General features: G+C 60.3%; 25 protein-coding genes. 17 read left to right on the plus strand and 8 right to left on the minus strand.

What is annotated here, in order from left to right:
• Positions 1–8 precede the first annotated feature (8 nt).
• The 3 genes from cyoE to J7E36_RS01510 all read left to right on the plus strand — a co-directional run bounded on the left by cyoE (position 9) and on the right by J7E36_RS01510 (position 1,697).
• Positions 9–896 carry a heme o synthase gene (cyoE, locus tag J7E36_RS01500; RefSeq protein WP_025211928.1) on the plus strand — a complete coding sequence of 296 codons (888 nt, stop codon included), beginning with the start codon at positions 9–11 and terminating at the stop codon, positions 894–896.
• A 145-nt stretch (positions 897–1,041) separates the two neighbouring features.
• Positions 1,042–1,386 (plus strand): toxin, encoded by a 345-nt coding sequence (locus J7E36_RS01505; RefSeq protein ID WP_214999227.1) that lies wholly within the window; start codon positions 1,042–1,044, stop codon positions 1,384–1,386.
• Positions 1,383–1,697, plus strand: a complete 315-nt coding sequence (locus tag J7E36_RS01510; RefSeq protein WP_214999194.1) for a helix-turn-helix domain-containing protein — start codon at positions 1,383–1,385, stop codon at positions 1,695–1,697. The genes J7E36_RS01505 and J7E36_RS01510 overlap by 4 nt, the downstream gene beginning before the upstream one ends.
• Positions 1,698–1,856: 159 nt before the next feature.
• Here J7E36_RS01510 and J7E36_RS01515 read toward each other — a convergent pair whose 3' ends face one another.
• The 4 genes from J7E36_RS01515 to J7E36_RS01530 all read right to left on the minus strand — a co-directional run bounded on the left by J7E36_RS01515 (position 1,857) and on the right by J7E36_RS01530 (position 5,565).
• Positions 1,857–2,561 (minus strand): hypothetical protein, encoded by a 705-nt coding sequence (locus J7E36_RS01515; RefSeq protein WP_214999195.1) that lies wholly within the window; start codon positions 2,559–2,561, stop codon positions 1,857–1,859.
• Positions 2,562–2,699: 138 nt separating this feature from the next.
• Entirely contained in the window at positions 2,700–3,437 is a 738-nt protein-coding gene (locus J7E36_RS01520; RefSeq protein ID WP_214999196.1) for a DUF72 domain-containing protein, read from the minus strand.
• 88 nt (positions 3,438–3,525) lie between these two features.
• Positions 3,526–4,539 (minus strand): sensor domain-containing diguanylate cyclase, encoded by a 1,014-nt coding sequence (locus J7E36_RS01525; protein ID WP_214999229.1) that lies wholly within the window; start codon positions 4,537–4,539, stop codon positions 3,526–3,528.
• 108 nt (positions 4,540–4,647) lie between these two features.
• Positions 4,648–5,565, minus strand: a complete 918-nt coding sequence (locus tag J7E36_RS01530) for a LysR family transcriptional regulator (RefSeq protein ID WP_214999197.1) — start codon at positions 5,563–5,565, stop codon at positions 4,648–4,650.
• Positions 5,566–5,663: 98 nt separating this feature from the next.
• Here J7E36_RS01530 and J7E36_RS01535 point away from each other — a divergent pair, with 98 nt between their 5' ends.
• Positions 5,664–6,839, plus strand: a complete 1,176-nt coding sequence (locus J7E36_RS01535) for an aspartate aminotransferase family protein (protein ID WP_214999198.1) — start codon at positions 5,664–5,666, stop codon at positions 6,837–6,839.
• Here J7E36_RS01535 and J7E36_RS01540 read toward each other — a convergent pair.
• A complete protein-coding gene (locus J7E36_RS01540; RefSeq protein ID WP_214999200.1) occupies positions 6,805–8,046 on the minus strand; it encodes an MFS transporter in 1,242 nt (413 codons plus the stop codon). The genes J7E36_RS01535 and J7E36_RS01540 overlap by 35 nt on opposite strands.
• Before the next feature lie 115 nt (positions 8,047–8,161).
• On the opposite strand from J7E36_RS01540, the gene J7E36_RS01545 reads away from it, so the two are divergent.
• Both J7E36_RS01545 and J7E36_RS01550 read left to right on the plus strand, forming a co-directional pair.
• Complete coding sequence (locus tag J7E36_RS01545; RefSeq protein ID WP_214999202.1) at positions 8,162–8,611, plus strand: winged helix-turn-helix transcriptional regulator; 450 nt, start codon at positions 8,162–8,164, stop codon at positions 8,609–8,611.
• 139 nt (positions 8,612–8,750) lie between these two features.
• The gene (locus tag J7E36_RS01550) at positions 8,751–9,488 is read left to right on the plus strand and encodes an OmpA family protein (RefSeq protein ID WP_214999204.1); all 738 of its coding nucleotides are present in this window, start codon (positions 8,751–8,753) and stop codon (positions 9,486–9,488) included.
• Between the two features lie 291 nt (positions 9,489–9,779).
• On the opposite strand, the gene J7E36_RS01555 is transcribed toward J7E36_RS01550, so the two are convergent.
• On the minus strand, positions 9,780–10,217 hold the full coding sequence (locus J7E36_RS01555; protein ID WP_214999206.1) for a YhcB family protein: 438 nt from the start codon (positions 10,215–10,217) through the stop codon (positions 9,780–9,782).
• 147 nt (positions 10,218–10,364) lie between these two features.
• On the opposite strand from J7E36_RS01555, the gene J7E36_RS01560 reads away from it, so the two are divergent.
• From J7E36_RS01560 to zapE, 3 genes are all read left to right on the plus strand, one after another.
• Positions 10,365–10,994 (plus strand): alpha/beta hydrolase, encoded by a 630-nt coding sequence (locus tag J7E36_RS01560; RefSeq protein ID WP_214999208.1) that lies wholly within the window; start codon positions 10,365–10,367, stop codon positions 10,992–10,994.
• Between the two features lie 24 nt (positions 10,995–11,018).
• Positions 11,019–12,374 (plus strand): tryptophan--tRNA ligase, encoded by a 1,356-nt coding sequence (locus J7E36_RS01565; protein ID WP_214999210.1) that lies wholly within the window; start codon positions 11,019–11,021, stop codon positions 12,372–12,374.
• Between the two features lie 101 nt (positions 12,375–12,475).
• Positions 12,476–13,570, plus strand: a complete 1,095-nt coding sequence (gene zapE / locus J7E36_RS01570; RefSeq protein ID WP_214999213.1) for a cell division protein ZapE — start codon at positions 12,476–12,478, stop codon at positions 13,568–13,570.
• 190 nt (positions 13,571–13,760) lie between these two features.
• On the opposite strand, the gene J7E36_RS01575 is transcribed toward zapE, so the two are convergent.
• Positions 13,761–14,657 carry a GlxA family transcriptional regulator gene (locus tag J7E36_RS01575; RefSeq protein WP_214999231.1) on the minus strand — a complete coding sequence of 299 codons (897 nt, stop codon included), beginning with the start codon at positions 14,655–14,657 and terminating at the stop codon, positions 13,761–13,763.
• Between the two features lie 243 nt (positions 14,658–14,900).
• Between J7E36_RS01575 and J7E36_RS01580 the strand changes: the two genes are divergently transcribed.
• Complete coding sequence (locus tag J7E36_RS01580; RefSeq protein ID WP_214999215.1) at positions 14,901–16,037, plus strand: acyl-CoA dehydrogenase family protein; 1,137 nt, start codon at positions 14,901–14,903, stop codon at positions 16,035–16,037.
• Positions 16,038–16,173: 136 nt separating this feature from the next.
• Here the strand turns inward: J7E36_RS01580 and J7E36_RS01585 are convergent, their stop codons facing one another.
• Positions 16,174–17,214: an NADP(H)-dependent aldo-keto reductase gene (locus tag J7E36_RS01585; protein ID WP_214999217.1), complete on the minus strand. Its 1,041-nt coding sequence runs from the start codon at positions 17,212–17,214 to the stop codon at positions 16,174–16,176.
• Between the two features lie 245 nt (positions 17,215–17,459).
• Here J7E36_RS01585 and rplM point away from each other — a divergent pair, with 245 nt between their 5' ends.
• The 7 genes from rplM (at position 17,460) to J7E36_RS01620 (ending at position 22,337) form a co-directional block, all read left to right on the plus strand.
• On the plus strand, positions 17,460–17,888 hold the full coding sequence (rplM, locus tag J7E36_RS01590) for a 50S ribosomal protein L13 (protein ID WP_024781110.1): 429 nt from the start codon (positions 17,460–17,462) through the stop codon (positions 17,886–17,888).
• A 14-nt stretch (positions 17,889–17,902) separates the two neighbouring features.
• Positions 17,903–18,295: a 30S ribosomal protein S9 gene (gene rpsI / locus J7E36_RS01595; RefSeq protein WP_003178188.1), complete on the plus strand. Its 393-nt coding sequence runs from the start codon at positions 17,903–17,905 to the stop codon at positions 18,293–18,295.
• Between the two features lie 256 nt (positions 18,296–18,551).
• Positions 18,552–19,145, plus strand: a complete 594-nt coding sequence (petA, locus tag J7E36_RS01600; RefSeq protein ID WP_214999219.1) for a ubiquinol-cytochrome c reductase iron-sulfur subunit — start codon at positions 18,552–18,554, stop codon at positions 19,143–19,145.
• Positions 19,145–20,356 (plus strand): cytochrome b, encoded by a 1,212-nt coding sequence (locus J7E36_RS01605; RefSeq protein ID WP_139644895.1) that lies wholly within the window; start codon positions 19,145–19,147, stop codon positions 20,354–20,356. Before petA ends, J7E36_RS01605 begins: the two co-directional genes overlap by 1 nt.
• On the plus strand, positions 20,356–21,138 hold the full coding sequence (locus tag J7E36_RS01610; RefSeq protein ID WP_214999221.1) for a cytochrome c1: 783 nt from the start codon (positions 20,356–20,358) through the stop codon (positions 21,136–21,138). The genes J7E36_RS01605 and J7E36_RS01610 overlap by 1 nt, the downstream gene beginning before the upstream one ends.
• Positions 21,139–21,289: 151 nt before the next feature.
• Positions 21,290–21,907 carry a glutathione S-transferase N-terminal domain-containing protein gene (locus J7E36_RS01615; protein WP_214999223.1) on the plus strand — a complete coding sequence of 206 codons (618 nt, stop codon included), beginning with the start codon at positions 21,290–21,292 and terminating at the stop codon, positions 21,905–21,907.
• Between the two features lie 16 nt (positions 21,908–21,923).
• Complete coding sequence (locus J7E36_RS01620) at positions 21,924–22,337, plus strand: ClpXP protease specificity-enhancing factor (protein WP_214999225.1); 414 nt, start codon at positions 21,924–21,926, stop codon at positions 22,335–22,337.
• The last annotated feature ends 340 nt before the right edge of the window (positions 22,338–22,677 follow it).

Below are 22,677 nucleotides of genomic sequence, written 5' to 3' on the forward strand. Positions count from 1 at the left end.
AAATCCGGATGTCCTTAAAGCACTTTATCCAAATCACCAAGCCGGGGATCATTTTCGGTAACGTGCTTTCTGTGGCAGGCGGTTTTTTCCTGGCCTCCAAAGGGCATGTCGATCTGGCCATCTTCCTGGCGGCGATGATCGGCACTTCCCTCGTGGTGGCGTCCGGTTGCGTGTTCAACAACTGCATCGACCGCGACATCGACATCAAGATGGAGCGCACCAAGAATCGTGCCCTGGTCCAGGGCCTGATCCCGGTGCAACTGGCCCTGGCCTTCGCCACGGTGCTGGGCGTGGCCGGTGTGGCGCTGTTGTACCGGGTGGCCAACCCGTTGGCGGCGTTGTTCGCGGTGATCGGCTTTGTCATCTACGTCGGCCTCTACAGCCTGTATCTCAAGCGCAAGTCGGTGCACGGCACGCTGGTGGGCAGCCTGTCGGGGGCGATGCCGCCGGTGATCGGTTACGTCGCGGTGAGCAACAGCTTCGACATGGCTGCGCTGACGCTGCTGGTGATGTTCAGCCTGTGGCAGATGCCGCACTCCTATGCCATCGCGATCTTCCGCTTCAACGACTACCTGGCCGCCTCGATTCCGGTGCTGCCGGTCAAGCGCGGCATCCGGGTCGCCAAGAAGCACATCCTGCTCTACATCCTGGCCTTCCTCGTGGCGACCTTGATGTTGACCTTCAGCGGCTACGCCGGCATGAGCTACCTCGCCGTCGCCGCCGCCATGGGCATGTACTGGCTGTACATGGCCTGGACCGGCTACAAGGCAGTGGATGACACGGTCTGGGCACGCAAGCTGTTCGTGTTCTCGATCTTCACCATCACCGCCCTGAGCGTCATGATGTCCCTGGACTTCAAAGTGCCCAGTGAGCTGCTGCTGACCTACGCGCCTTAAGCTCCAAACGCTGTACAAAAAAGCCCCGCCTTCGTGAGAAGCGCGGGGCTTTTTCATGGGTGGATGCCTGGTTGCATTCCATCGGTCACTTGGAGCAACAGAATGTTGGATGTTGAACTATAGGCAGATTGCCTATAGTTTGGCCATGCGAACCCTATTTTTTGAAACCTCTGCATTTACCGCTACCGTAGGCCGTTATCTGACGGACGATGAATATCGATTGCTTCAATCTCATATGTTGCTGAATCCCGAAGCGGGCGATCTGATGCCGCGTACGGGGGGATTTCGTAAGTTGCGTTGGGCGGATGAGCGTCGTGGCAAGGGGAAACGGGGAGGACTTCGAGTGATCTACTATTGGCTTATGAGTGATGGCCAATTCTGGATGTTTGCGATTTATGACAAGGATGAGTTGGAGAACTTGACCTCTGAGCAAGAAAAATTGCTCAAGCGCGCCATAGAAGTGGAGTTGAAAGTACGAGGTACCTTATGAAAAAGCGCGATCTGTTTGCCGAGTTGATGCAAGGCGTTGAGGAGATGGCCGCTCATCGAGAGGGCAAGCTCACACTTCGCCAGGTATCAACCGAGGCGTTGCCCCCCCCAGAGGTGTCGGCGCAAGAAATTGTGGCCCTGCGCGACAAGTTGCATATGTCTCAGGCCGTTTTTGCCAAGAGCATCCGGACCAGCCCGAGTACGCTCAGGAATTGGGAGCGGCAAAAATCCAAGCCCAACGCCCAGGCGGCTCTGCTGATCAAGCTGGTCGAGAAGTTTCCAGACATGGTCGAGCGGCTCGGAGCTGTCTGACCCGGCAGTACGATTCAGAAAAGCCCCGCCTTCGTCAGAAGCGCGGGGCTTTTCTGTGGGAGCGGGCTTGCTCGCGAAGACGGCATCACATTCAGCATCCATCAGGCTGACCCATCACTATCGCGAGCAAGCTCGCTCCCACAAGAAGCCATGGAGGGTTTATTGCTGGGCGATGCTGTAGCCGTCGAAGGCTTTCTGTTGCTGCAAGGCGGTGATGATGCTTTTGCGGGTGGCCGGCTGTTCGGTGCCGTCGTTGTCCAGGAACAGGTCGTTCTCCAGCTCGGCTTCATCGCCTTCGCCGACGAAGTTGAAGCCCAGGAACTCGAAGGCTTCGCGGTCGACGTTCGGCTTGGAACGCGGGGTGCGCAAGGGCAGGGTGACGCTGATGCCGTCCTTGCTGATGACAAACACTTCGGCGTCCTTCTTGGCGCGCGCGGCCTTGCCCTTGCTGCCGCTCGGGTTGCTGATGGCCTGGTGGGTCTGGTTCAGCACCTTCAGGGCCAGGCCGTAGACCAGTTCCTGAAACGCCGGATCGTCCTTGTAGCTGGAAAGGATGCGACTGATCGGGAAGCGGCTGCTCAGGTCTTCCAGCGCCGCGAAATCGGCGGCTTCGGCGTCCTTGAGTTGTTTGAGCTGGCCCATCAGCTCGTAGGCCTTGTCATCGTCGAATGCATCGTGAGCCTGGCGGATGGCGTTGCGCAGTTCGCGGATCTGGTCGCTTTCGCGGTTCGACTGGAACGCATCGAGGACCGTCTCACTGATGCTTTTGGCCTGGGGCAGATGCTGTGAAAGATTGATGGAGTTTTCGTATTCCGCTTTGGACGACAGGGTGGCTACGGATTCAGCGGTGTTGGAATCGGACATTGAAATTTCACTACTTCTGTTAGCTGGATGAGGCGAGAAAGGCATTGAGCTTTTTCCGGCCGCCTAATCTATTGGACGCGGGCAGTGTTGTCACGGTCGGACCGTTGGCCGCCGGGCATTTGTCGGCGGTAGCCGGTTTCAGTCGTCCAACAGCGCCATCAATCGCAACGCATCGGCCGTCGCGGCGCCACTGGCGGTGTTGTCGAAGATGCACCAGGTCGGCGTGTCCGGGTCGGCTTTCAATTGCCGGGCCAGTCGTTCCAGCCAGGCCTCTTCGTAAGAGGAGTAGTAGATTCGCGGGGACCCGTGCAAGCGGTAGTAACGGATACCTGGCCAACCTGCGGGCTGATCGCCGCCGGGCAGGGGCGACGGATCGGCGGCGACACGGCCGATGCACTCGGCTTGCAGCAACGTCAGTGCCTGCGGCGTCAGCCAGCTCGGATGCCGCGGTTCGAGCACTACAAGTCCCTGATAACGGTCACGCAACGCGGTAAAAAATGCTCCGGCGGTGGCCTCATCAAAAGCCAGTGACGGCGGCAACTGAATCAACAGGCAGCCGAGCTTTTCGCCCAACTGCGAGCATTGCCCGAGGAACTCGTCCACCAGCCCCGCGCAATCGAGCAGGCGCCGTTCATGGGTGATCTGCTTGGGCACCTTGACCGAGAAACGAAAGTCCCTGTCGACGCTGTCTGCCCACTTCGCATAAGTGGCAGGACGATGTGGGCGGTAGAACGAGCTGTTGATCTCGACGCCCGAGAATCGAGCAGCGTAGCGCTGCAGGTGAGTCCCTTCGACGGGAAAGGCTGGCCATTGCTCCCGGGGCAGCGACCAGCCGGCGCAGCCCAGGTAAATGCGTGAAGTGGATGGAGTCGACAAGGGTGAATGCCTGATGACGAGGGATACAAGCTATGACCGCTGCAGGTACCTTAAAGCTGCATCGTTTTTGCTTTGAACCGTTGCCGACTTATTCACAGATCACATTCTTGCCCGCCGACTTGGAGCGATACAACGCCTGGTCCGCGCGTTCCAGCAGCGTCGCTTGCTGTTCATCTTCGAAGCGCTGCACCACACCGAAACTCATGGTGATCCGGAAGTCGCCCACCGGCAGCAGGTCGGACAAGCCACGGCGGATGGTTTCGGCCATCAGGCGGGCGTCGGCGAGGGACGTGTTGGGCAAGATCATGATGAACTCATCGCCGCCCCAGCGCGCCAGCAAGTCGCCGTCGCGCTCGCAGCGCTTGACGCTCTGCACCACTTGCACCAGCGCCGCATCGCCGAAAGCGTGGCCGTAGCGATCATTGATGTCCTTGAAGTCATCGATGTCCATGGCAATCAGGGACAACGGTTCGCGAAACCGCTGGGCGCGCTCGCAGGCCAACGGCAGGGCCTGCTCCAGGCGGTAACGGTTGGCAACCAGTGTCAGCGCGTCGGTTTCGGCGAGTCTGCGGTTTTCATCGAGCTGGACCTGCAACTGCTGGTTGACCCGGGACAGCTCGCGGGTGCGTTCCTCGATGACCGCTTCCAATGACTGGTTGCGCCGTTCGAGTTGTTCGAACAGGCGTTTCCTGTCGTCGATACTGCGGTGTGCGCCGACCATCCGCGCCACCGTACCGTCCGGGTTGCGGGCGATGATGTAGCCGCGATCCTCGATCCAGAGCCAGTTGCCGTCGTGCATGCGGCAGCGGTATTCGGCCCGGTAGCCGGAGGATCGTTGTTCCAGGTAGTCGTCGAATAGCGCCATCACCCGTGGATAGTCTTCGGGGTGGATCACATTTTCCCAGGTCAGTACGGTGTTATGGAGGGAGTGGGGATGGTAGCCCAGCATCGTGTACCAGCCGGGGTTGCGGTAGACGAAACCGGTATTGGCATTCCAGTCCCAGATGCCGTCGCTGACCAGTTCCAGAATGGTGTGCAGCACGCCTTCGTCCAGATCGGACAGGTCGAACCGTAGCGTATCCATGTTCGAGGCATTCTCCATCATCGTCCCCTCAATCAGCCTTGATATCAAAATGCTCGTCCGAGGTGGAAGAGTAGCCGATGGAGGCGGTGCGTCACTAGCACCAGGACCCGTTGGGTCAGTCACACGTCACTCAGCCTCCCCTTGAGGCTTACCCCATTGCTCCAGCGCAAACCCGACAAAGCTGCGCAGCTTCGGCAGACGGTAGCGATCCTGCGCATACATCAGGCTCATCGGGCGGTGGGGCAGTTGGTAGCCCTGCAGAAGCGCGACCAGGTGCCCATCCTTCAGGTCCTGGGCCACCAGCGCATCAGGCAGCATCACCACCCCCATGCCGGCCAGGGCAGCGCGATGCAGGCCCGAGGAGCTGTTGATCAGCATGGGACCGTTCACTGGCACTTTGATTTCGCCGTCCGGACCGTTGATGGGCCAGTGTTCCTGGGCGAAACGCCACTCGTCTGCCGCCGAATAGGCGAATGACAGGCAGTCGTGCTGTTGCAGGTCGGCGGGTTTTTGCGGCGTGCCCCGCCGTGTCAGGTACGCCTTGGAGGCGCAGATGGTGAGGGTGTAGTCCAGCAAGGGCCGGGCGATCATTTTCGGATCGGGATGGCCGAGGCGGATGGCGACGTCGAACCCATGGTCGAGCAGGTCCAGGCGTTGGTTGGTCAGCACCACGTCGAGTTTGACCTGGGGAAACCGCTGGTTGAATTGCGCTAGCGCCGGCGCCAGGCGTTCGGTGCCGAAGGTCAATGGTGCGGTGATGCGCAGGGTGCCGGAGGGCTCGCCTTGGGTCTGCTCGGCCAGGCGCTCGGAATCGGCCACCAGGCCGAGGACTTCCAGGCAGCGCTGGTAGTAAGCCGAACCGAATTCCGTCAAGCGCTGGCGACGGGTCGTACGGTTGATCAGGCGCACGCCAAGACGTTGCTCCAGTGCCCGCAGATGATTGCCGACCATGGTCGTAGACATCTCGCACGCCTGCGCGGCCGCTGTCAGGCTGCCGGTGTCTACGACCTTTACGTACACGCTCATTGCCTGGAACAGATCCATTATCAAGCCCAGCTTTAAAATGATTGAAGGAAAGCGACGTTTATCCAGCTTCGGTGGCTAACCATACTGGAAAAAATCACCCGATGGAGCTTGATGCCATGACCGCTGCCTGCCTGATGTCCACTTACCAACCCTTGGCGCTGAGCTTTACCCGCGGCTTGGGCACGCGCCTGTGGGATCAGGACGGTCGCGAATACCTCGATGCGGTGGCGGGCGTGGCGGTGACCAATGTCGGCCACTCCCATCCGAAGCTGGTGGCGGCGATCAGTGAGCAGGCCGGCCTGCTGCTGCACACTTCCAACCTGTACAGCATCGATTGGCAGCAACGGTTGGCGCACAAACTCACGCAGTTGTCCGGGCTGGAGCGGGTGTTTTTCAACAACTCCGGAGCCGAGGCCAACGAAACCGCGCTGAAACTGGCGCGCCTCTATGGCTGGCACAAGGGCGTGGAGCAGCCTTTGGTGGTGGTCATGGACAATGCCTTTCACGGGCGCACCCTGGGCACGATGTCCGCCAGCGACGGCCCATCGGTGCGGTTGGGTTTCAACCGCTTGCCCGGGGACTTCATCAAGGTGCCGTTCGGTGATCTCGCGGCATTGGAGGACATCCAGCGGGCTCACGGCGAACGCATCGTCGCGATACTGGTGGAGCCGATCCAGGGCGAAAGCGGGGTGCAGATCGCGCCGCCGGGCTACCTCAAGGCCCTGCGCCAGTTGTGCAGCCGGCGGGCCTGGCTGTTGATGCTCGACGAAATCCAGACCGGCATCGGCCGTACCGGCCAATGGTTCGCGTTCCAGCACGAGGGCATCGTGCCGGACGTCATGACCCTCGCCAAGGGCCTGGGCAACGGTGTGCCTATCGGCGCCTGCCTGGCCCGGGGCAAGGCCGCCGAACTGTTCACCCCTGGCAGCCATGGCAGCACGTTCGGCGGTAATCCGCTGGCCTGTCGGGTCGGCTGCACGGTGCTGGAGATCATTGAAGAGCAGGGGCTGGTGGCTAATGCCCGGCGCCAGGGCGAGCAATTGCTCGGTCGGCTGCGGGCCGAACTGGCGGACAACCCCAATGTGCTGGCGATCCGCGGCCAGGGCTTGATGATCGGTATCGAGCTCAAGCAGCCGGTCCGCGACCTGGCCCTCTGCGCCGCCCGGGATCATGGCCTGCTGATCAACGTCACCCGGGGCAAGACCATTCGCCTGCTGCCGCCGCTGACCCTTGATGGGCGGGAAGTGGAAATGATCGTCAGGGGCGTGAGTCGCTGCCTCGCCGAGGGATGAACTCGGCCCAGGCCCACCAGGCCAGGGCCGCGGCACTGATCAGCGCACCCAGCAGGCACACCGCGACCCAGCCCCATTGCGCATAGACCTGGGTCGCGGCGGCAGCCCCCACGGCGCTGCCGACCGAATAGAAACACATATAGGCGCCTACCAAACGACTGTGCGCATCGGGACGGGCGGCCAAGATCAGGCTCTGGTTGGTCACATGGACGGCCTGCACCGCAAAGTCGAGGACAATGACGCCCACGATCAACGCCAACAACGAGGCCGGGGCGAACGCCGTGGGTAACCACGACAGGGTCAACAACGCCAGGGCGATGCCGGTGGTGCGTTGTCCCCGGCCACGGTCAGCCCAGCGTCCGGCCTTTGCAGCGGCCAGGGCGCCGGCCACGCCCGCCAGGCCGAACAAGCCGATTTGCGTGTGGGACAGCGACAAGGGCGGCGCGCTGAGGGGCAGCACCATGGCAGTCCATAAGACGCTGAACGCAGCGAAAACCAGCAGCGCCAGCAATCCTCGAACCCGCAGGACGCGCTCCGTGGCGAACAACTTGAACATCGACCCGATCAACGCCGGGTATGAGGTGTCGGGCGAAGACTGGCGGGTTGAAGGCACCGCGATGACGAGCACAATGCTCAGCGCCAGCATCAGCCCGGACGAGACAAAATAGACCGCGCGCCATCCCGCCAGGTCCGAGATCCCCCCCGAGACCAACCGCGCGAGCAGGATGCCCAGCACCACGCCGCTGGTGACCGTACCCACGGCTTGCCCGCGCTGTTGCGGCGAAGCGAGGGTGGCGGTGCAGGCCACGACGACCTGCACCAGCACCGCCATCATCCCCACCATGATCATCGCCCCCAACAACACCGACCATTGGCCGGCACTCCCCGCGACAGCGAGCGCCAGGGCCGACAGCAGCGCCTGGCCGATCATCAGGCGCTTGCGGTTGACCCGGTCGCCCAACGCAACGATGAACACCAGGCCCAGCGCATAACCGAACTGGGTGGCGGTCACCACCATGCCGATGAGGCGCGGGGCAACGTGCAGGCTGGCGGCGATGGCATCGAGCAGCGGCTGGACGAAATACACGTTTGCCACGGCCAGTGCACACGTCACGGAAAACAGCAGCATCAAGGGTCGGGTCAGCCGGGGGGCCTGCACTGGGGACGTTAACGACACGACTTCGTCAACCTTCGCTTCTGCGGTCATGGACACATTCCTTTGAGGTGTTCAGGTTTTGTTTTGAAACCAGTTTTTTGATTTTTAGCGATTCTGGTTTTAATCTGCAACTTGTTTTTTCAAAACAGCTGAAGAAGGGTTGCATATGATCGAAGCCTCACCCGGTGACAACGAATGTCCGGTGGCCCGAGCGGTGGAGGTGATCGGTGATCGCTGGTCGTTATTGATCATCCGGGACGCCTTCGACGGGGTCCGACGTTTCAGCGAGTTCCAGAAAAATCTCGGATTAGCCAGGAACATCCTCGCCTCGCGCCTCAAAGTGCTGGTACACGTGGGTGTGTTCGAAACCCGGCCCGCCTCGGACGGCAGCGCCTATAAGGAGTACGCCCTGACGCAGAAGGGGCGCGAGGTGTTCCCGATCGTGGTTTCGATGCGCCAATGGGGCGAGCGGCATCTGTTCAATGATGGGGAGGCCCATTCAGTGCTGCTGGACAAGGAGCGCGACGCGCCGGTGGCGCTGCTTGAGGTTCGCTCGGTGGTGGGCAAGAAACTCGGGCCGGACGACTGCTATCGGCGTAGGCTGGTCAAGTCCTGAGCTGTGGTTTTTTTGGAAAAAACAGCTGTATGCAAGCGAAACGCAGCGGGACGGAATTTTTGCCAGATGTCGCGTTCAAACGCCAGCCAGAGTCGGTTGCCTACGGGCTGGCACTTCAGACTGAAACCAGGAGCATTCCATGTTCACCTCGCGTCGCTTGATTGTTGTCGCTACTGCTGTGGCCCTGTTGTCCGGCTGCGCATCGCCTAACCCTTATGACAACCAGGGGCAGGCTTCCACGGATTCTTCCGGCATGAGCAAGACCGCCAAGTACGGCGGCCTCGGTGCCCTGGCGGGCGCATTGGCCGGTGCGGCCATCGGTCACGACAACCGTGGCAAGGGTGCGCTGATCGGCGCCGCGGTCGTCGGTGCTTCTGCGGCAGGTTATGGCTATTACGCCGACCAACAGGAAAAGAAACTGCGTGCGAGCATGGCCAATACCGGCGTTGAAGTGCAGCGCCAGGGTGACCAGATCAAGCTGATCATGCCGGGCAACATCACCTTCGCCACCGACTCGGCGAACATCGCTTCGAGCTTCTACCAGCCGCTGAACAACCTGGCCAGCTCTCTCAAGGAGTTCAACCAGAACCAGATCGAGATCGTCGGTTATACCGACAGCACCGGCAGCCGCCAGCACAACATGGACCTGTCCCAGCGCCGTGCGCAGAGCGTGGCGACCTACCTGACGTCCCAGGGCGTGAGCGGCGCCAACCTGACCGCCCGTGGCGCCGGCCCGGACAATCCGGTAGCCAGCAACGCCGACGTCAATGGCCGCGCGCAGAACCGTCGCGTCGAAGTCAACCTCAAGGCCATCCCCGGCCAGCAATACCAGGCCCCACCGCAGCAGCAGGGGCAGACTTACCAGCAGTACCCATGATTGCCTGAGAGCAAATCAAAACGGGGGCCATGGAAACATGGCCCCCGTTTTTTATACGTCGATCTATTGAGCTGGTTCAGGGGGGCTCACGAAGGTGATGCCCATCCTCGATCCCCTGTGGGAGCCGAGCTTGCTCGCGATAGCGATGGTTCAGCTTGCATCGATGCTGGATGTGCCACCGCAATCGCGAGCAGGCTCGCTCCCACCGGGTCTTTGTGGGAGCTGAAATTGCGGACAAAAAAAAAGCCCGCCCGATCAAGTGGTCGGGCGGGCTTTCAGGTGTTGCTGGCGTTACTTCTTCAAACCGTAATGCTCATCGAGCATGCCGGGCGAATTGGGGGCCTTTGGCGCGTAGTCCCGGGGCGGTTCCTGGACCTCTTTTGGCGGGGTCAGGCGTTCCCGTGGCGCTTGGCCTGAGCCGGCGTGCAGGGCCGCCAGCAGGCGTTGACGGGTCTGTTCGTCCAGGGCCAGGCGATTGGCGCCCTCGGACAGATGATCCTGGACGTCCTGGTAGCTCTGGGTGAGTTTTTTCACCAGGGAGGCGGTGCTGTTGAAGTGAGTGACCACCTCATTCTGATAACTGTCGAAGCGTTCCTGGATGTCGTCCAGCTGACGTTGCGTGCTGTTGGGCACCGCGTTGGGCAGCAGTCGGGCAAGCAGGAATCCTATGGCGACACCGGCAACCAGGGCAAGAGTCGGCAACAACCAAACTAAGAGCGAGTGTTCCACGAGTCCTTCCTCTATAAACGGCTTTGCTTTACGTTAACGGCTCGGACCTGCGCTGTATACCGCGAAGAACATCGCAATCATGCCAGGCACAGACTTTTAGCTAGACGAGTTGACCCTATTCGAGGTCACGGAGTTCTTTCCTTGCTCATGCGCGAAACCCCTGTAGTCATCGACGGCCCGGTCGGCCAACTGGAAGCCCTGTACCTGGACAGTGAGGCCCCCCGTGGCCTGGCACTGATCTGCCACCCCAATCCGGTGCAGGGCGGGACCATGCTCAACAAAGTGGTGTCGACCCTGCAACGCACCGCCCGTGATGCTGGCCTGGTTACGTTGCGTTTCAATTATCGGGGCGTCGGCGCCAGTGCCGGCAGCCATGACATGGGCAGCGGTGAAGTGGATGACGCGCAAGCCGTGGCGCGGTGGCTGACGGAAAAATATCCGCAGTTGCCCCTGACCCTGTTCGGTTTTTCCTTTGGTGGATTCGTCGCTGCCAGCCTGGGCGGGCGCCTGGAAGCCCAGGGGCAAGCGCTCAAGCACCTGTTCATGGTGGCTCCGGCGGTGATGCGCCTGGACGAACACTCGCCCTTGCCAATGGGCGGTGAGTTGACCGTGATCCAGCCTGAAACCGACGAAGTCGTCGATCCCCAGCTCGTCTACCAATGGTCTGACGCGCTCCAGCGTCCCCATGAGCTGCTGAAAGTGGCAGAATGCGGACACTTTTTTCATGGCAAGCTGACCGATCTCAAGGATCTGATCCTGCCGCGCCTTTCGAATTGACAGCAGTCTGACAAGCGATAACCCATGACGACCCGTACCCGTATCCTGACCGGCATCACCACCACCGGCACCCCGCACCTGGGCAACTACGCCGGCGCCATCCGGCCGGCGATCGTCGCCAGCCGCGACAGCAACGCTGATTCGTTCTACTTCCTGGCCGATTACCACGCCCTGATCAAATGCGACGACCCGCTGCGCATCCAGCGCTCGCGCCTGGAAATCGCCGCGACCTGGCTGGCCGGTGGCCTGGACGTGGACCGCGTGACCTTCTATCGCCAGTCCGACATCCCCGAGATCCCCGAGCTGACCTGGCTGCTGACCTGCGTCGCCGCCAAGGGCCTGCTCAACCGTGCTCACGCCTACAAGGCTTCGGTGGACAAGAACGTCGAGACCGGCGAAGACCCGGACGCCGGCATCACCATGGGCCTGTACAGCTACCCGGTATTGATGGCCGCCGACATCCTGATGTTCAACGCCCACAAGGTGCCGGTCGGTCGCGACCAGATCCAGCACGTGGAAATGGCCCGCGACATCGGTCAACGCTTCAATCACCTGTTCGGCCAGGGCAAGGAGTTCTTTACCATGCCCGAGGCACTGATCGAAGAAAGCGTCGCCACGCTGCCGGGGCTTGATGGCCGCAAGATGTCCAAGAGCTACGACAACACCATCCCGTTGTTCAGCAGCGCCAAGGACATGAAGGACGCGATCTCGCGGATCGTCACCGACTCCCGTGCCCCGGGCGAAGCCAAGGACCCGGACAACTCGCACCTGTTCACGCTGTTCCAGGCCTTCGCCACGCCCGCCCAGTCGGCGGAGTTCCGCAGCGAATTGCTGCAAGGCCTGGGTTGGGGCGAAGCCAAGAATCGCCTGTTCCAGTTGCTCGACAACGAGCTGGGTGAATCGCGCGAGCGTTATCACCAGTTCATCGAGCGTCCGTCGGACCTCGAAGACATCCTGCAGTTGGGCGCGAAAAAAGCCCGCGCCGTGGCGACGCCGTTCCTCAATGAGTTGCGCGAGGCCGTTGGCCTGCGCTCGTTCGTCAGCCAGGTTCAGGTCGCAGCCAGCAGCAAAAAGAAAGCCGCCAAGGCGGCACGCTTCGTCAGCTTCCGCGAAGACGACGGCAGTTTCCGCTTCCGCCTGCTGGCGGCCGATGGCGAGCAATTGCTGTTGTCCCGTCACTTTGCCGATGGCAAGACGGCCGGACAGGTCACCAAGCAATTGCAAGCCGGCCAGCCATTGGACGTACGCAGCGCCGACCTGGGTTTCAGCGTCTGGCTCGACGGCGAATGCGTGGCTGACAGCCCGGATTTTGCCGACAGCACCGCGCGGGATGCCGCCATCGAGGCATTGCGCGTCGCCCTGACGCCTGTCCAGGATTGATCCAGCGCGTCATCCGACTATCGGCCCGAGTAAGGGCCGATTGCCATTCCTCTGGGCCGTCGCTACAGTGACGGCCCGTTTTTGTTGCCTTGCTAACGAATATGACGCCCCTAGAACGATATCAAGCTGATCTGAAACGCCCGGAGTTCTTCCACGACGCAGCCCAGGAAACGGCCGTGCGCCATTTGCAGCGCCTGTACGACGACCTGGTCGCCGCGTCGAACAACAAGCCGGGCTTGTTGGGCAAACTGTTCGGCAAGAAAGACCATGCGCCCGTCAAGGGCCTGTACTTCTGGGGCGGCGTTGGCCGTGGCAAGACCTACCTGGTGGACACCTTCTTCGAAGCGTTGCCCTTCAAGGAAAAGACCCGGACGCACTTCCACCGCTTCATGAAGCGCGTGCACGAGGAAATGAAGACCCTGGGTGGCGAGAAGAATCCGCTGACCATCATCGCCAAGCGTTTTTCCGATGAAACCCGGGTGATCTGCTTCGATGAGTTCTTCGTGTCCGACATCACCGACGCAATGATCCTCGGCACCTTGATGGAAGAGCTGTTCAAGAACGGCGTGACCCTGGTCGCCACTTCGAACATCGTCCCGGACGGCTTGTACAAGGATGGTCTGCAACGCGCGCGCTTCCTGCCGGCCATCGCGCTGATCAAGCAGCACACCGAAATCGTCAACGTCGACAGCGGCGTGGACTATCGCCTGCGTCACCTCGAACAAGCGGAACTGTTCCACTTTCCCCTGGATGCCGCCGCCGAAGAGAGCCTGCGCAAAAGCTTCCGCGCCCTGACGCCGGAATGCACCCAGGCGATTGAAAACGACGTACTGATCATCGAGAACCGCGAGATCCGGGCCATTCGTACCTGCGACGACGTCGCCTGGTTCGACTTCCGTGAACTGTGCGACGGCCCGCGCAGCCAGAACGACTACATCGAACTGGGCAAGATCTTCCACGCCGTGCTGCTCAGCGGCGTCGAGCAGATGAGCGTCACCACCGACGACATCGCCCGTCGTTTCATCAACATGGTCGACGAGTTCTACGACCGTAACGTGAAGCTGATCATCTCGGCCGAAGTCGAACTCAAGGACCTCTACACCGGCGGCCGCCTGACGTTCGAATTCCAGCGAACCCTGAGCCGCCTGCTGGAAATGCAATCCCACGAATTCCTATCGCGGGCGCATAAGCCGTAAGCATTTTCGAAGAATAAAAAAGGGCCTGCACTGCAGGTCCTTTTTATGAATCGTGTAATCGCACATTCACCGCATGACCCTGTGGGAGCGAGCCTGCTCGCGATGGCGTCGGTACATCCGACATCACCGTCTCAGGCCGACCGCCATCGCGAGCAGGCTCGCTCCCACACGGGGTTGTTGGTGATCAATCTCACGCCGCCTGCTGAAACTGCTGTCGATACTGGTTCGGCGACAGGTCGGTGTGCTGCCGGAACAGGCGGGCGAAGAAGCTCGCGTCGTCGTAGCCGACTTCATAGCTGATGGTCTTGATGCTCTTGCGGCTGCCGGAGAGCAGGCCCTTGGCGGTTTCGATGCGCAGGCGTTGCAGGTAGTGCAGCGGTTTATCACCGGTGGCGGTCTGGAAGCGGCGCATGAAGTTGCGGATGCTCATGCCGTGCTCCCGGGCGACGTCCTCGAAGCGGAATTTGTCGGCGAAGTGTTCTTCGAGCCAGTGCTGGATCTGCAGGATGATCACGTCCTGATGCAGTTTCTGCCCGCCGAAGCCGATCCTTCCCGGTGAATAACTGCGTTGCACCTCATACAGGATGTCCCGCGCCACGGCTTGGGCGATGTTGGCGCCGCAGAAGCGTTCGATGAGGTAGATGTAGAGGTCGCAGGCCGAGGTCGTGCCGCCGGCGCAGAACAGGTTGTCGGCGTCGGTCAGGTGCTTGTCCTGGTTCAGGTGAACCTGCGGGAAGCGCTCCTTGAAAGCATTGAAGAAGCGCCAGTAAGTGGTCGCCTCCTTGCCATCGAGCAACCCGGCCTCGGCCAGCCAGAACACCCCAGTGGCCTCGCCACAGAGCACCGCGCCGCGGGCATGTTGTTCGCGCAGCCAGGGCAGGATCTGCGGATAGCGCTGGCTCAGGGCCTGGAAGTCATCCCAGAAGGCCGGAAGGATAATGACGTCGGTATCCTCCAGGCCGCCATCCACCGGCATGATCACGTCGCTGAAACTGTTGACCGGCTTGCCGTCCGGGCTGACCAGCCGGATCTCGAACGCCGGAGTCAGGCCTTGGCCTAGTTGTTTGCCATAGCGCAAGCTGGCCAGGTGAAAGAAATCCTTGGCTTGCATGAGGGTGAAAGCGAAGACCCGGTCGATTGCCAGGATGCTGACGCGCCGCAAGGGCGTGGAGACGTGCATGGACATAATTCATCTTTATTTTTATAGGGGAAAGTGGTCACCAAACGGCTGGATCGTCTTATTTTTTGTCGGATGTGTCCAGTGTCCTGTCGTATCTCGCGGGCTTAGGCTCTCTCGGATAACACATCGAACAATCACCCAAGGTGCACCATGGTCCCTAGAACCCTGTTCAGTTCCGAGCACGAATTGTTTCGCGACAGCGTACGAACCTTCCTCGAAAAAGAAGCGGTGCCATACCATAGCCAGTGGGAAAAACAGGGGCACGTGGACCGTCAACTCTGGAACAAGGCAGGGGAGACGGGCATGTTGTGCTCTCATCTCCCGGAGGCCTATGGCGGGCTGGGAGCGGACTTTCTCTACAGTACGGTGGTGATCGAGGAGATCGGGCGCCTGGGGCTGACTGGGATCGGCTTCTCCCTGCATTCGGACATTGTCGCGCCCTATATCCTGCATTACGGCAGCGAAGCGCTGAAACTCAAGTACCTGCCCAAGCTGGTGTCCGGCGAGATGGTCACAGCCATCGCCATGACCGAGCCGGGCGCCGGTTCCGACCTGCAAGGCGTGAAGACCACGGCGGTGCTGGAGGGCGACGAATACGTCATCAACGGCTCGAAGACCTTTATCACCAATGGCTTCCTGGCGGATCTGGTGATCGTGGTCGCCAAGACCGATCCGAAGGCCGGCGCCAAGGGCACCAGCCTGTTCCTGGTGGAGGCGGGCACGCCCGGCTTCGAGAAGGGCAAGCGCCTGGAGAAGGTCGGAATGAAAGCCCAGGACACGTCGGAATTGTTCTTCCAGGACGTTCGCGTACCAAAGGAAAACCTGCTCGGACAAGCGGGAATGGGCTTCGCCTATCTGATGCAGGAGCTGCCCCAGGAACGCCTGACCGTCGCCATCGGCGGCTTGGCCTCGGCCGAAGCGGCCCTGCAATGGACCCTGGACTACACCCGGGAACGCAAGGCGTTCGGTAAGTCCATCGCGGACTTCCAGAACACCCGCTTCAAACTGGCGGAAATGGCCACCGAGATCCAGATCGGCCGGGTCTTCATCGATCGCTGCCTGGAGTTGCACCTGCAGGGCAAGCTCGACGTGCCAACGGCGGCAATGGCCAAGTACTGGGGCACCGACCTGCAATGCAAGGTGCTCGACGAATGCGTGCAGTTGCATGGCGGCTACGGTTTCATGTGGGAGTACCCGATTGCCCGGGCATGGGCGGATGCGCGGGTGCAGCGGATCTATGCCGGGACCAATGAGATCATGAAGGAGATTATTGCGCGGTCGCTTTGATGATGAGGTGATCGTTCCCACGCTCTGCGTGGAAACGCCGCCAGGGACGCTCCGCGTTCCGCTCTGGTGACGCGGAGCGTCACCGGATGCATTCCCACGCAGAGCGTGGGAATGATCAGCAGAGGAAGGGGCTCGATCAAGGCGCCGGGTTCGGATGATCCTTGTGGATCGCCTCGATCCCCGCCAGGACTTCCTTCGACAGTTTCAGGTCGAAGCTGGCGATATTGCTGTCCAGTTGTTCCAGCGTGGTGGCGCCAATGATGTTGCTGGTCACGAACGGCTGTTGGGTCACGAACGCCAAAGCCATCTGCGCCGGGTCCAGGCCATGTTCACGTGCCAGCGCCACGTAACGGCTGCACGCCGCTTCCGATTGCGGGTTGAAGTAGCGCATGAAGCGGCTGTACAGCGTCAGGCGACCTTTGGCAGGCCGGGCGCCGCCCTCGTATTTACCCGACAGGAAGCCGAACGCCAGTGGCGAGTAGGCCAGCAGGCCGCACTGTTCGCGAATGGCGATTTCTGCCAGGCCGATCTCGAAGCTGCGGTTGAGCAGGTTGTACGGGTTCTGGATCGACACGGCGCGCGGCCAGCCACGGGCCTCGGCCAGGGCGAGGAATTTCATGGTGCCCCACGGCGTTTCGTTGGACAGGCCGATGTGGCGGATCTTGCCGGCCCGGACCTGTTCGTCCAAGGCTTCGAGGGTTTCCTCCAGCGGGGTGAAGTCTTCGTCGGCCTTGTGCTGGTAGCCCAGTTGGCCAAAGAAGTTGGTGCTGCGCTCCGGCCAATGCAACTGGTACAGGTCGATCCAGTCGGTCTGCAGACGCTTGAGGCTGGCATCCACGGCTTCGACGATGTGGCGGCGGTTGTGCTTGAGGTTTTTGTCGCGGATGTAGTCGATGGTGTTGCCGGGGCCGGCGATCTTGCTGGCCAGGATCCAGTCGGCACGGTCGCCGCGGCTTTTGAAATAATTGCCGATGTAGCGCTCGGTGGTGGCGTAGGTGTCGGCTTTCGGCGGTACCGGATACATCTCGGCGGTGTCGATGAAATTGATGCCGGCACTCTTGGCGCGTTCGATCTGGGCGAACGCCTCGGCCTCGCTGTTCTGCTCGCCCCAGGTCATGGTTCCGAGGCACAGGGCGCTCACGTTCAGATCGGTACGGCCTAGCTGGCGATAGTCCATCAGTGACTCCTTGGGCAAAACAATCATAAAAGCAGGTTGAAATATTTTTCGCAATCTGCATAATTGCGCACCTCTTTCTGCAGTGGAAGTGATGCGCCGCCGCCGAAGAATCTTGCCGTTGAACGGACGCGCCGACCCGAGCCCCCGAAAGCGTCTGTATCCGGCTGCCTTTGACTTGTCAAAGTACGCACTATTCAGTAAGATCCGCCGTCTAATTTACAGGGCGGCCCCTGAGGCTATAAAGAATGAAAACTTTTACTGCTAAACCGGAAACAGTACAGCGCGACTGGTTCGTCGTCGACGCTGCTGGTCAGACCCTGGGTCGTCTGGCCACCGAAATCGCGAGCCGTCTGCGTGGCAAGCACAAGCCTGAGTACACCCCTCACGTTGACACCGGCGACTACATTGTCGTGATCAACGCCGAGCAAGTACGTGTTACTGGCGCTAAAACCACTGACAAAATGTACTACTCCCACTCCGGTTTTCCTGGCGGCATCAAGTCGATCAACTTCGAAAAGCTGATCGCCAAAGCCCCTGAGCGCGTGATCGAGACCGCGGTTAAAGGCATGCTGCCTAAGAACCCGCTGGGTCGCGACATGTATCGTAAGCTGAAGGTTTATGCGGGCGCTGCTCACCCTCATACTGCTCAGCAGCCCCAAGAACTGAAGTTTTAACGGAATAGTTCATTATGTCGGCGACTCAAAATTACGGCACTGGCCGTCGCAAGACTGCAACCGCACGCGTTTTCCTGCGTCCGGGCACTGGCAACATCTCCATCAACAACCGCACCCTGGATAACTTCTTCGGCCGCGAAACTGCCCGCATGGTAGTTCGTCAGCCGCTGGAACTGACCGAGACCGTCGAAAAATTCGACATCTACGTCACCGTTATCGGTGGTGGTGTAAGTGGCCAGGCCGGCGCAATCCGCCACGGCATCACTCGCGCCCTGATGGATTACGACGAAACCCTGCGTGGCGCCCTGCGCAAAGCCGGCTTCGTGACTCGCGATGCTCGTGAAGTTGAACGTAAGAAAGTCGGTCTGCGTAAAGCGCGTAAGCGTCCGCAGTACTCGAAGCGTTAATTTCGCTTCCGCTTTCAAAAGGCGCCCAGTTCCTCACGGAGCTGGGCGTTTTTTTATGCGCGAAAGAATTGCTCTGTGACAACTTGCCACATTCGTAGAGCCCCTATACTACAAGGCCTGGCGGTTTGGCCGCTTGGTAATTACCTTGTCAGAATTGGGGCTTTTCATTACCATTCGGCAAAATTTTTATAAGTTCAGATTTTTACTTAGTAGACGCCTGATCTAACAGGCCACAAAGCTGATGGGAGAGGACTGAATGAGCAATGACGGCGTGAATGCAGGCCGGCGTCGCTTCCTGGTAGCAGCCACATCCGTGGTGGGTGCTGCAGGAGCGGTGGGGGCTGCGGTCCCGTTCGTGGGGTCATGGTTTCCCAGTGCCAAGGCGAAAGCTGCAGGTGCACCGGTGAAAGTGAATGTCAGCAAGATCGAGCCAGGCCAGCAGATGATTGCTGAATGGCGCGGCCAGCCGGTGTTCATCGTCCGCCGTACAGAGGAAATCCTGGGGAATCTGAAAAAGATCGAGGGCCAGTTGTCCGACCCTTCCTCCAAGAACTCGGTCCAACCGGAATACGTCAATCCTGAAACGCGCTCGATCAAGCCGCAGATCCTGCTGCTGATCGGGATCTGCACGCACCTGGGTTGCTCGCCTACGTTCCGTCCTGAAGTGGCCCCTGCCGATCTGGGCAAGGATTGGGTCGGTGGCTATTTCTGCCCTTGCCACGGCTCCCACTACGACCTGGCGGGTCGCGTCTACAAATCCCAGCCTGCACCTCTGAACCTGCCAGTTCCCCCGCATTCCTATGAGACCGACGACATCATTGTCATCGGCGTCGACTCGGAGAAAGCGTGATGAGCAAACTAATGGATTGGGTTGATGCACGCTTTCCCGCGACCAAAATGTGGGAAGACCATCTCAGCAAGTATTACGCTCCGAAAAATTTCAACTTCTTCTACTTCTTTGGTTCCCTGGCGCTGCTCGTTCTGGTCAACCAGATCGTCACCGGTGTCTGGCTGACCATGAGCTACACCCCTTCGGCGGAGGAGGCGTTTGCTTCCGTTGAATACATCATGCGCGATGTCGAGTACGGGTCGATCCTGCGTCTGCTGCACTCCACTGGCGCTTCGGCGTTCTTCATCGTGGTCTACCTGCATATGTTCCGTGGTCTGCTCTACGGTTCGTACCAGAAGCCGCGTGAACTGGTGTGGGTCTTCGGCATGTTGATCTACCTGGCGCTGATGGCCGAAGCCTTCATGGGCTACCTGCTGCCATGGGGCCAGATGTCCTACTGGGGCGCCCAGGTGATCATCTCGCTGTTCGGCGCGATCCCGGTCATCGGCAACGACCTGACCCAATGGATCAGGGGTGACTACCTGATCTCCGGCATTACCCTGAACCGCTTCTTCGCCCTGCACGTGGTCGCCCTGCCGATCGTGATCCTCGGCCTGGTGGTGCTGCACATCCTGGCGCTGCACGAAGTTGGCTCGAACAACCCGGATGGCGTTGACATCAAGAAACACAAGGACGAGAACGGCGTACCGCTGGATGGCATTGCCTTCCACCCGTACTACACCGTGAAAGACATCGTCGGCGTGGTGGTGTTCCTGTTCATCTTCTGCTCCATCGTGTTCTTCTTTCCCGAGATGGGCGGTTACTTCCTCGAGAAGCCGAACTTCGAACAGGCTAACGCGTTCAAGACTCCCGAGCACATTGCCCCGGTCTGGTACTTCACACCGTTCTACGCAATCCTGCGGGCGATCCCGGACAAGCTGATGGGCGTTATCGCCATGGGCGCGGCCATTGCCGTGCTGTTCGTCCTGCCATGGCTGGACCGCAGTCCGGTCAAGTCGATGCGCTACAAAGGCTGGCTGAGCAAGATCTGGCTCGTGGTGTTCTGCATCTCGTTCGTGATCCTGGGCGTGTTGGGCGTACTGGCACCGACACCGGAACGTACGCTGCTTTCGCAGGTGTGCACCTTCCTGTACTTCGCCTACTTCATTCTGATGCCGTTCTATACCAGGCTCGAGAAGACCAAACCGGTTCCGGAAAGGGTGACTGGCTGATGAAAAAGCTATTTGCTGTACTGATTCTTGCTGCCATGCCTGTCTTGTCCTTCGCGGCCGAACACGGTGGTCCAGAGCTGGAAAAAGTCGACATCGACGTTTCCGATAAAGCGGCCATGCAGGACGGCGCGCGTACGTTCGCCAACTATTGCATGGGTTGCCACAGCGCCAAGTTCCAGCGTTACGAGCGTGTAGCCGATGACCTGGGCATTCCCCATGAGGTAATGCTCGAGAAGCTGGTGTTCACCGGTGCCAAGCTGGGCGATCACATGACCGTTGGCATGCAGCCTGCGGACGCCAAGACCTGGTTCGGCGCTGCGCCGCCCGACCTGACCCTGGTTGCGCGGGTGCGTGGTACCGATTGGCTCTATGGTTACCTGCGTTCGTTCTACGAAGACCCGGCACGTCCATGGGGCGTGAACAACAAGGTCTTCCCGAACGTCGGCATGCCTAACGTCCTGGCCAGCCTGCAGGGTCGCCAGGTGGTAGGCTGCAAGCAGGTGCAGATCGTCGAGAACGGCAAGAAGCAGTTCGATCCACTGACGGGCACCGCTTTGACTCACGAAGCCTGCGACCAGTTGACCATCGTGCCGAACACCGGCGCCTTGACGCCTGAGCAGTTTGACGAGAAGGTCAAGAACCTGGTGACCTTCCTGGCCTACTCGGCCAACCCGGTGAAGCTGCAGCATCAGCGCATCGGTACGTATGTTTTGCTGTACCTGGCGTTCTTCTTCGTATTCGCTTACCTGCTCAAGCGTGAATACTGGAAAGACGTACATTGATAAAGCTGTAAGCCGTTGCTGTTAATCGTGCGCGCCCAAGGGCGTCTCTGAAAGTGTAACGAGCCTGGTCGGCCAGGCGTTACGGGAGACACCCTCTGGGCGCGCTCGTTTTTCCGTTTTTCGATAATTTCAACAAGCGAGGAGGACCGCCATGGGCGTGACCAATCGGTTGGCCTGTTACTCCGACCCCGCCGACCACTATTCCCACCGGGTACGCATCGTACTGGCAGAGAAAGGTGTCAGCGCCGAGATCATCTACGTCGAAGCGGGCCGTCAGCCGCCAAAACTGATCGAAGTGAACCCTTACGGCAGCCTGCCCACGCTGGTCGATCGTGATCTGGCATTGTGGGAGTCGACTGTGGTGATGGAATACCTGGATGAGCGTTATCCGCATCCACCCCTGCTGCCGGTTTACCCTGTCGCGCGTGCCAACAGTCGCTTGCTGATGCATCGCATCCAGCGGGACTGGTGCGGGTTGGTGGACCTGATCCTGGACTCGCGGAGCAAGGAGCCGGCGCGGGTGGTGGCGCGTAAGGAATTGCGTGAAAGCCTGACGGGCGTATCGCCGCTGTTCGTCGATAAGCCGTTCTTTCTCAGTGAGGAACAAAGTCTGGTGGATTGCTGCCTATTACCCATACTCTGGCGATTGCCGATCCTGGGTATCGAACTGCCGCGGCCTGCCAAGCCGCTGCTTGATTATATGGAGCGCCAATTTGCGCGTGAGGCTTTCCAGGCGAGTCTGTCTGGTGTCGAACGCGACATGCGCTGAGGCTTAAGGAGCCGCTATGAACTCCAGTCGACCTTATCTGGTCCGCGCGCTCTACGAGTGGATTGTGGACAATGACTGCACCCCGCACATGCTGGTCAACGCCGAGTACCCGTCGGTGCAGGTGCCGCAGGGTTTTGCCAATGACGGGCAGATTGTCCTGAACGTTTCGCCGGCCGCCGTGCGCCATCTGCACATGGACAACGATGCCGTGAGCTTTGAAGGGCGCTTCGGTGGCGTGCCGCATACGCTGTACGTGCCTATTGCCTCGATCCTGGGGATTTATGCCCGGGAGAATGGCCAGGGTATGGTGTTTGAGCTGGAAGCGCCGTTGGATGGCGAGGATGAGCTCGAAGCGGATGATGAACTGCCGCCACCGGATGATGAACCGCCGCGGCCTAGTGGGCGGCCTAGTCTTAAGGTGGTGAAGTAGGCGCGCGCTGTTTTTGAGAAATGCCCGTGTTGTGAGATGCGGGCATTTTTCTTTGGGCTTCGATAGTGTGTATATCCGTTTTCTCGGTAACGGCCGCTTAGGGTTCCGCTCTTACAGCGGGTCACTTTTGAAAGGGCGCCAAAAGTAACCAAAAGCGCCTTGCCCCACCACTCGGTGCCTCGCCTAGGCTCGGCATGCCCTCACTCCGGCATTGCTCCGTGGGCCCGCCGCGAAGGGCCATCCATGGCCCAGCGCGGCTAATCCGGCATCCATGCCGGATTGCCCACTGCGCAACACCTCCGTTCGGCCATCGTGGTTAACGGGGCGCCCCAGATCAAAA

It is taken from the genome of Pseudomonas fluorescens (assembly GCF_018614775.1).
Classification (GTDB): domain Bacteria; phylum Pseudomonadota; class Gammaproteobacteria; order Pseudomonadales; family Pseudomonadaceae; genus Aquipseudomonas; species Aquipseudomonas fluorescens_BY.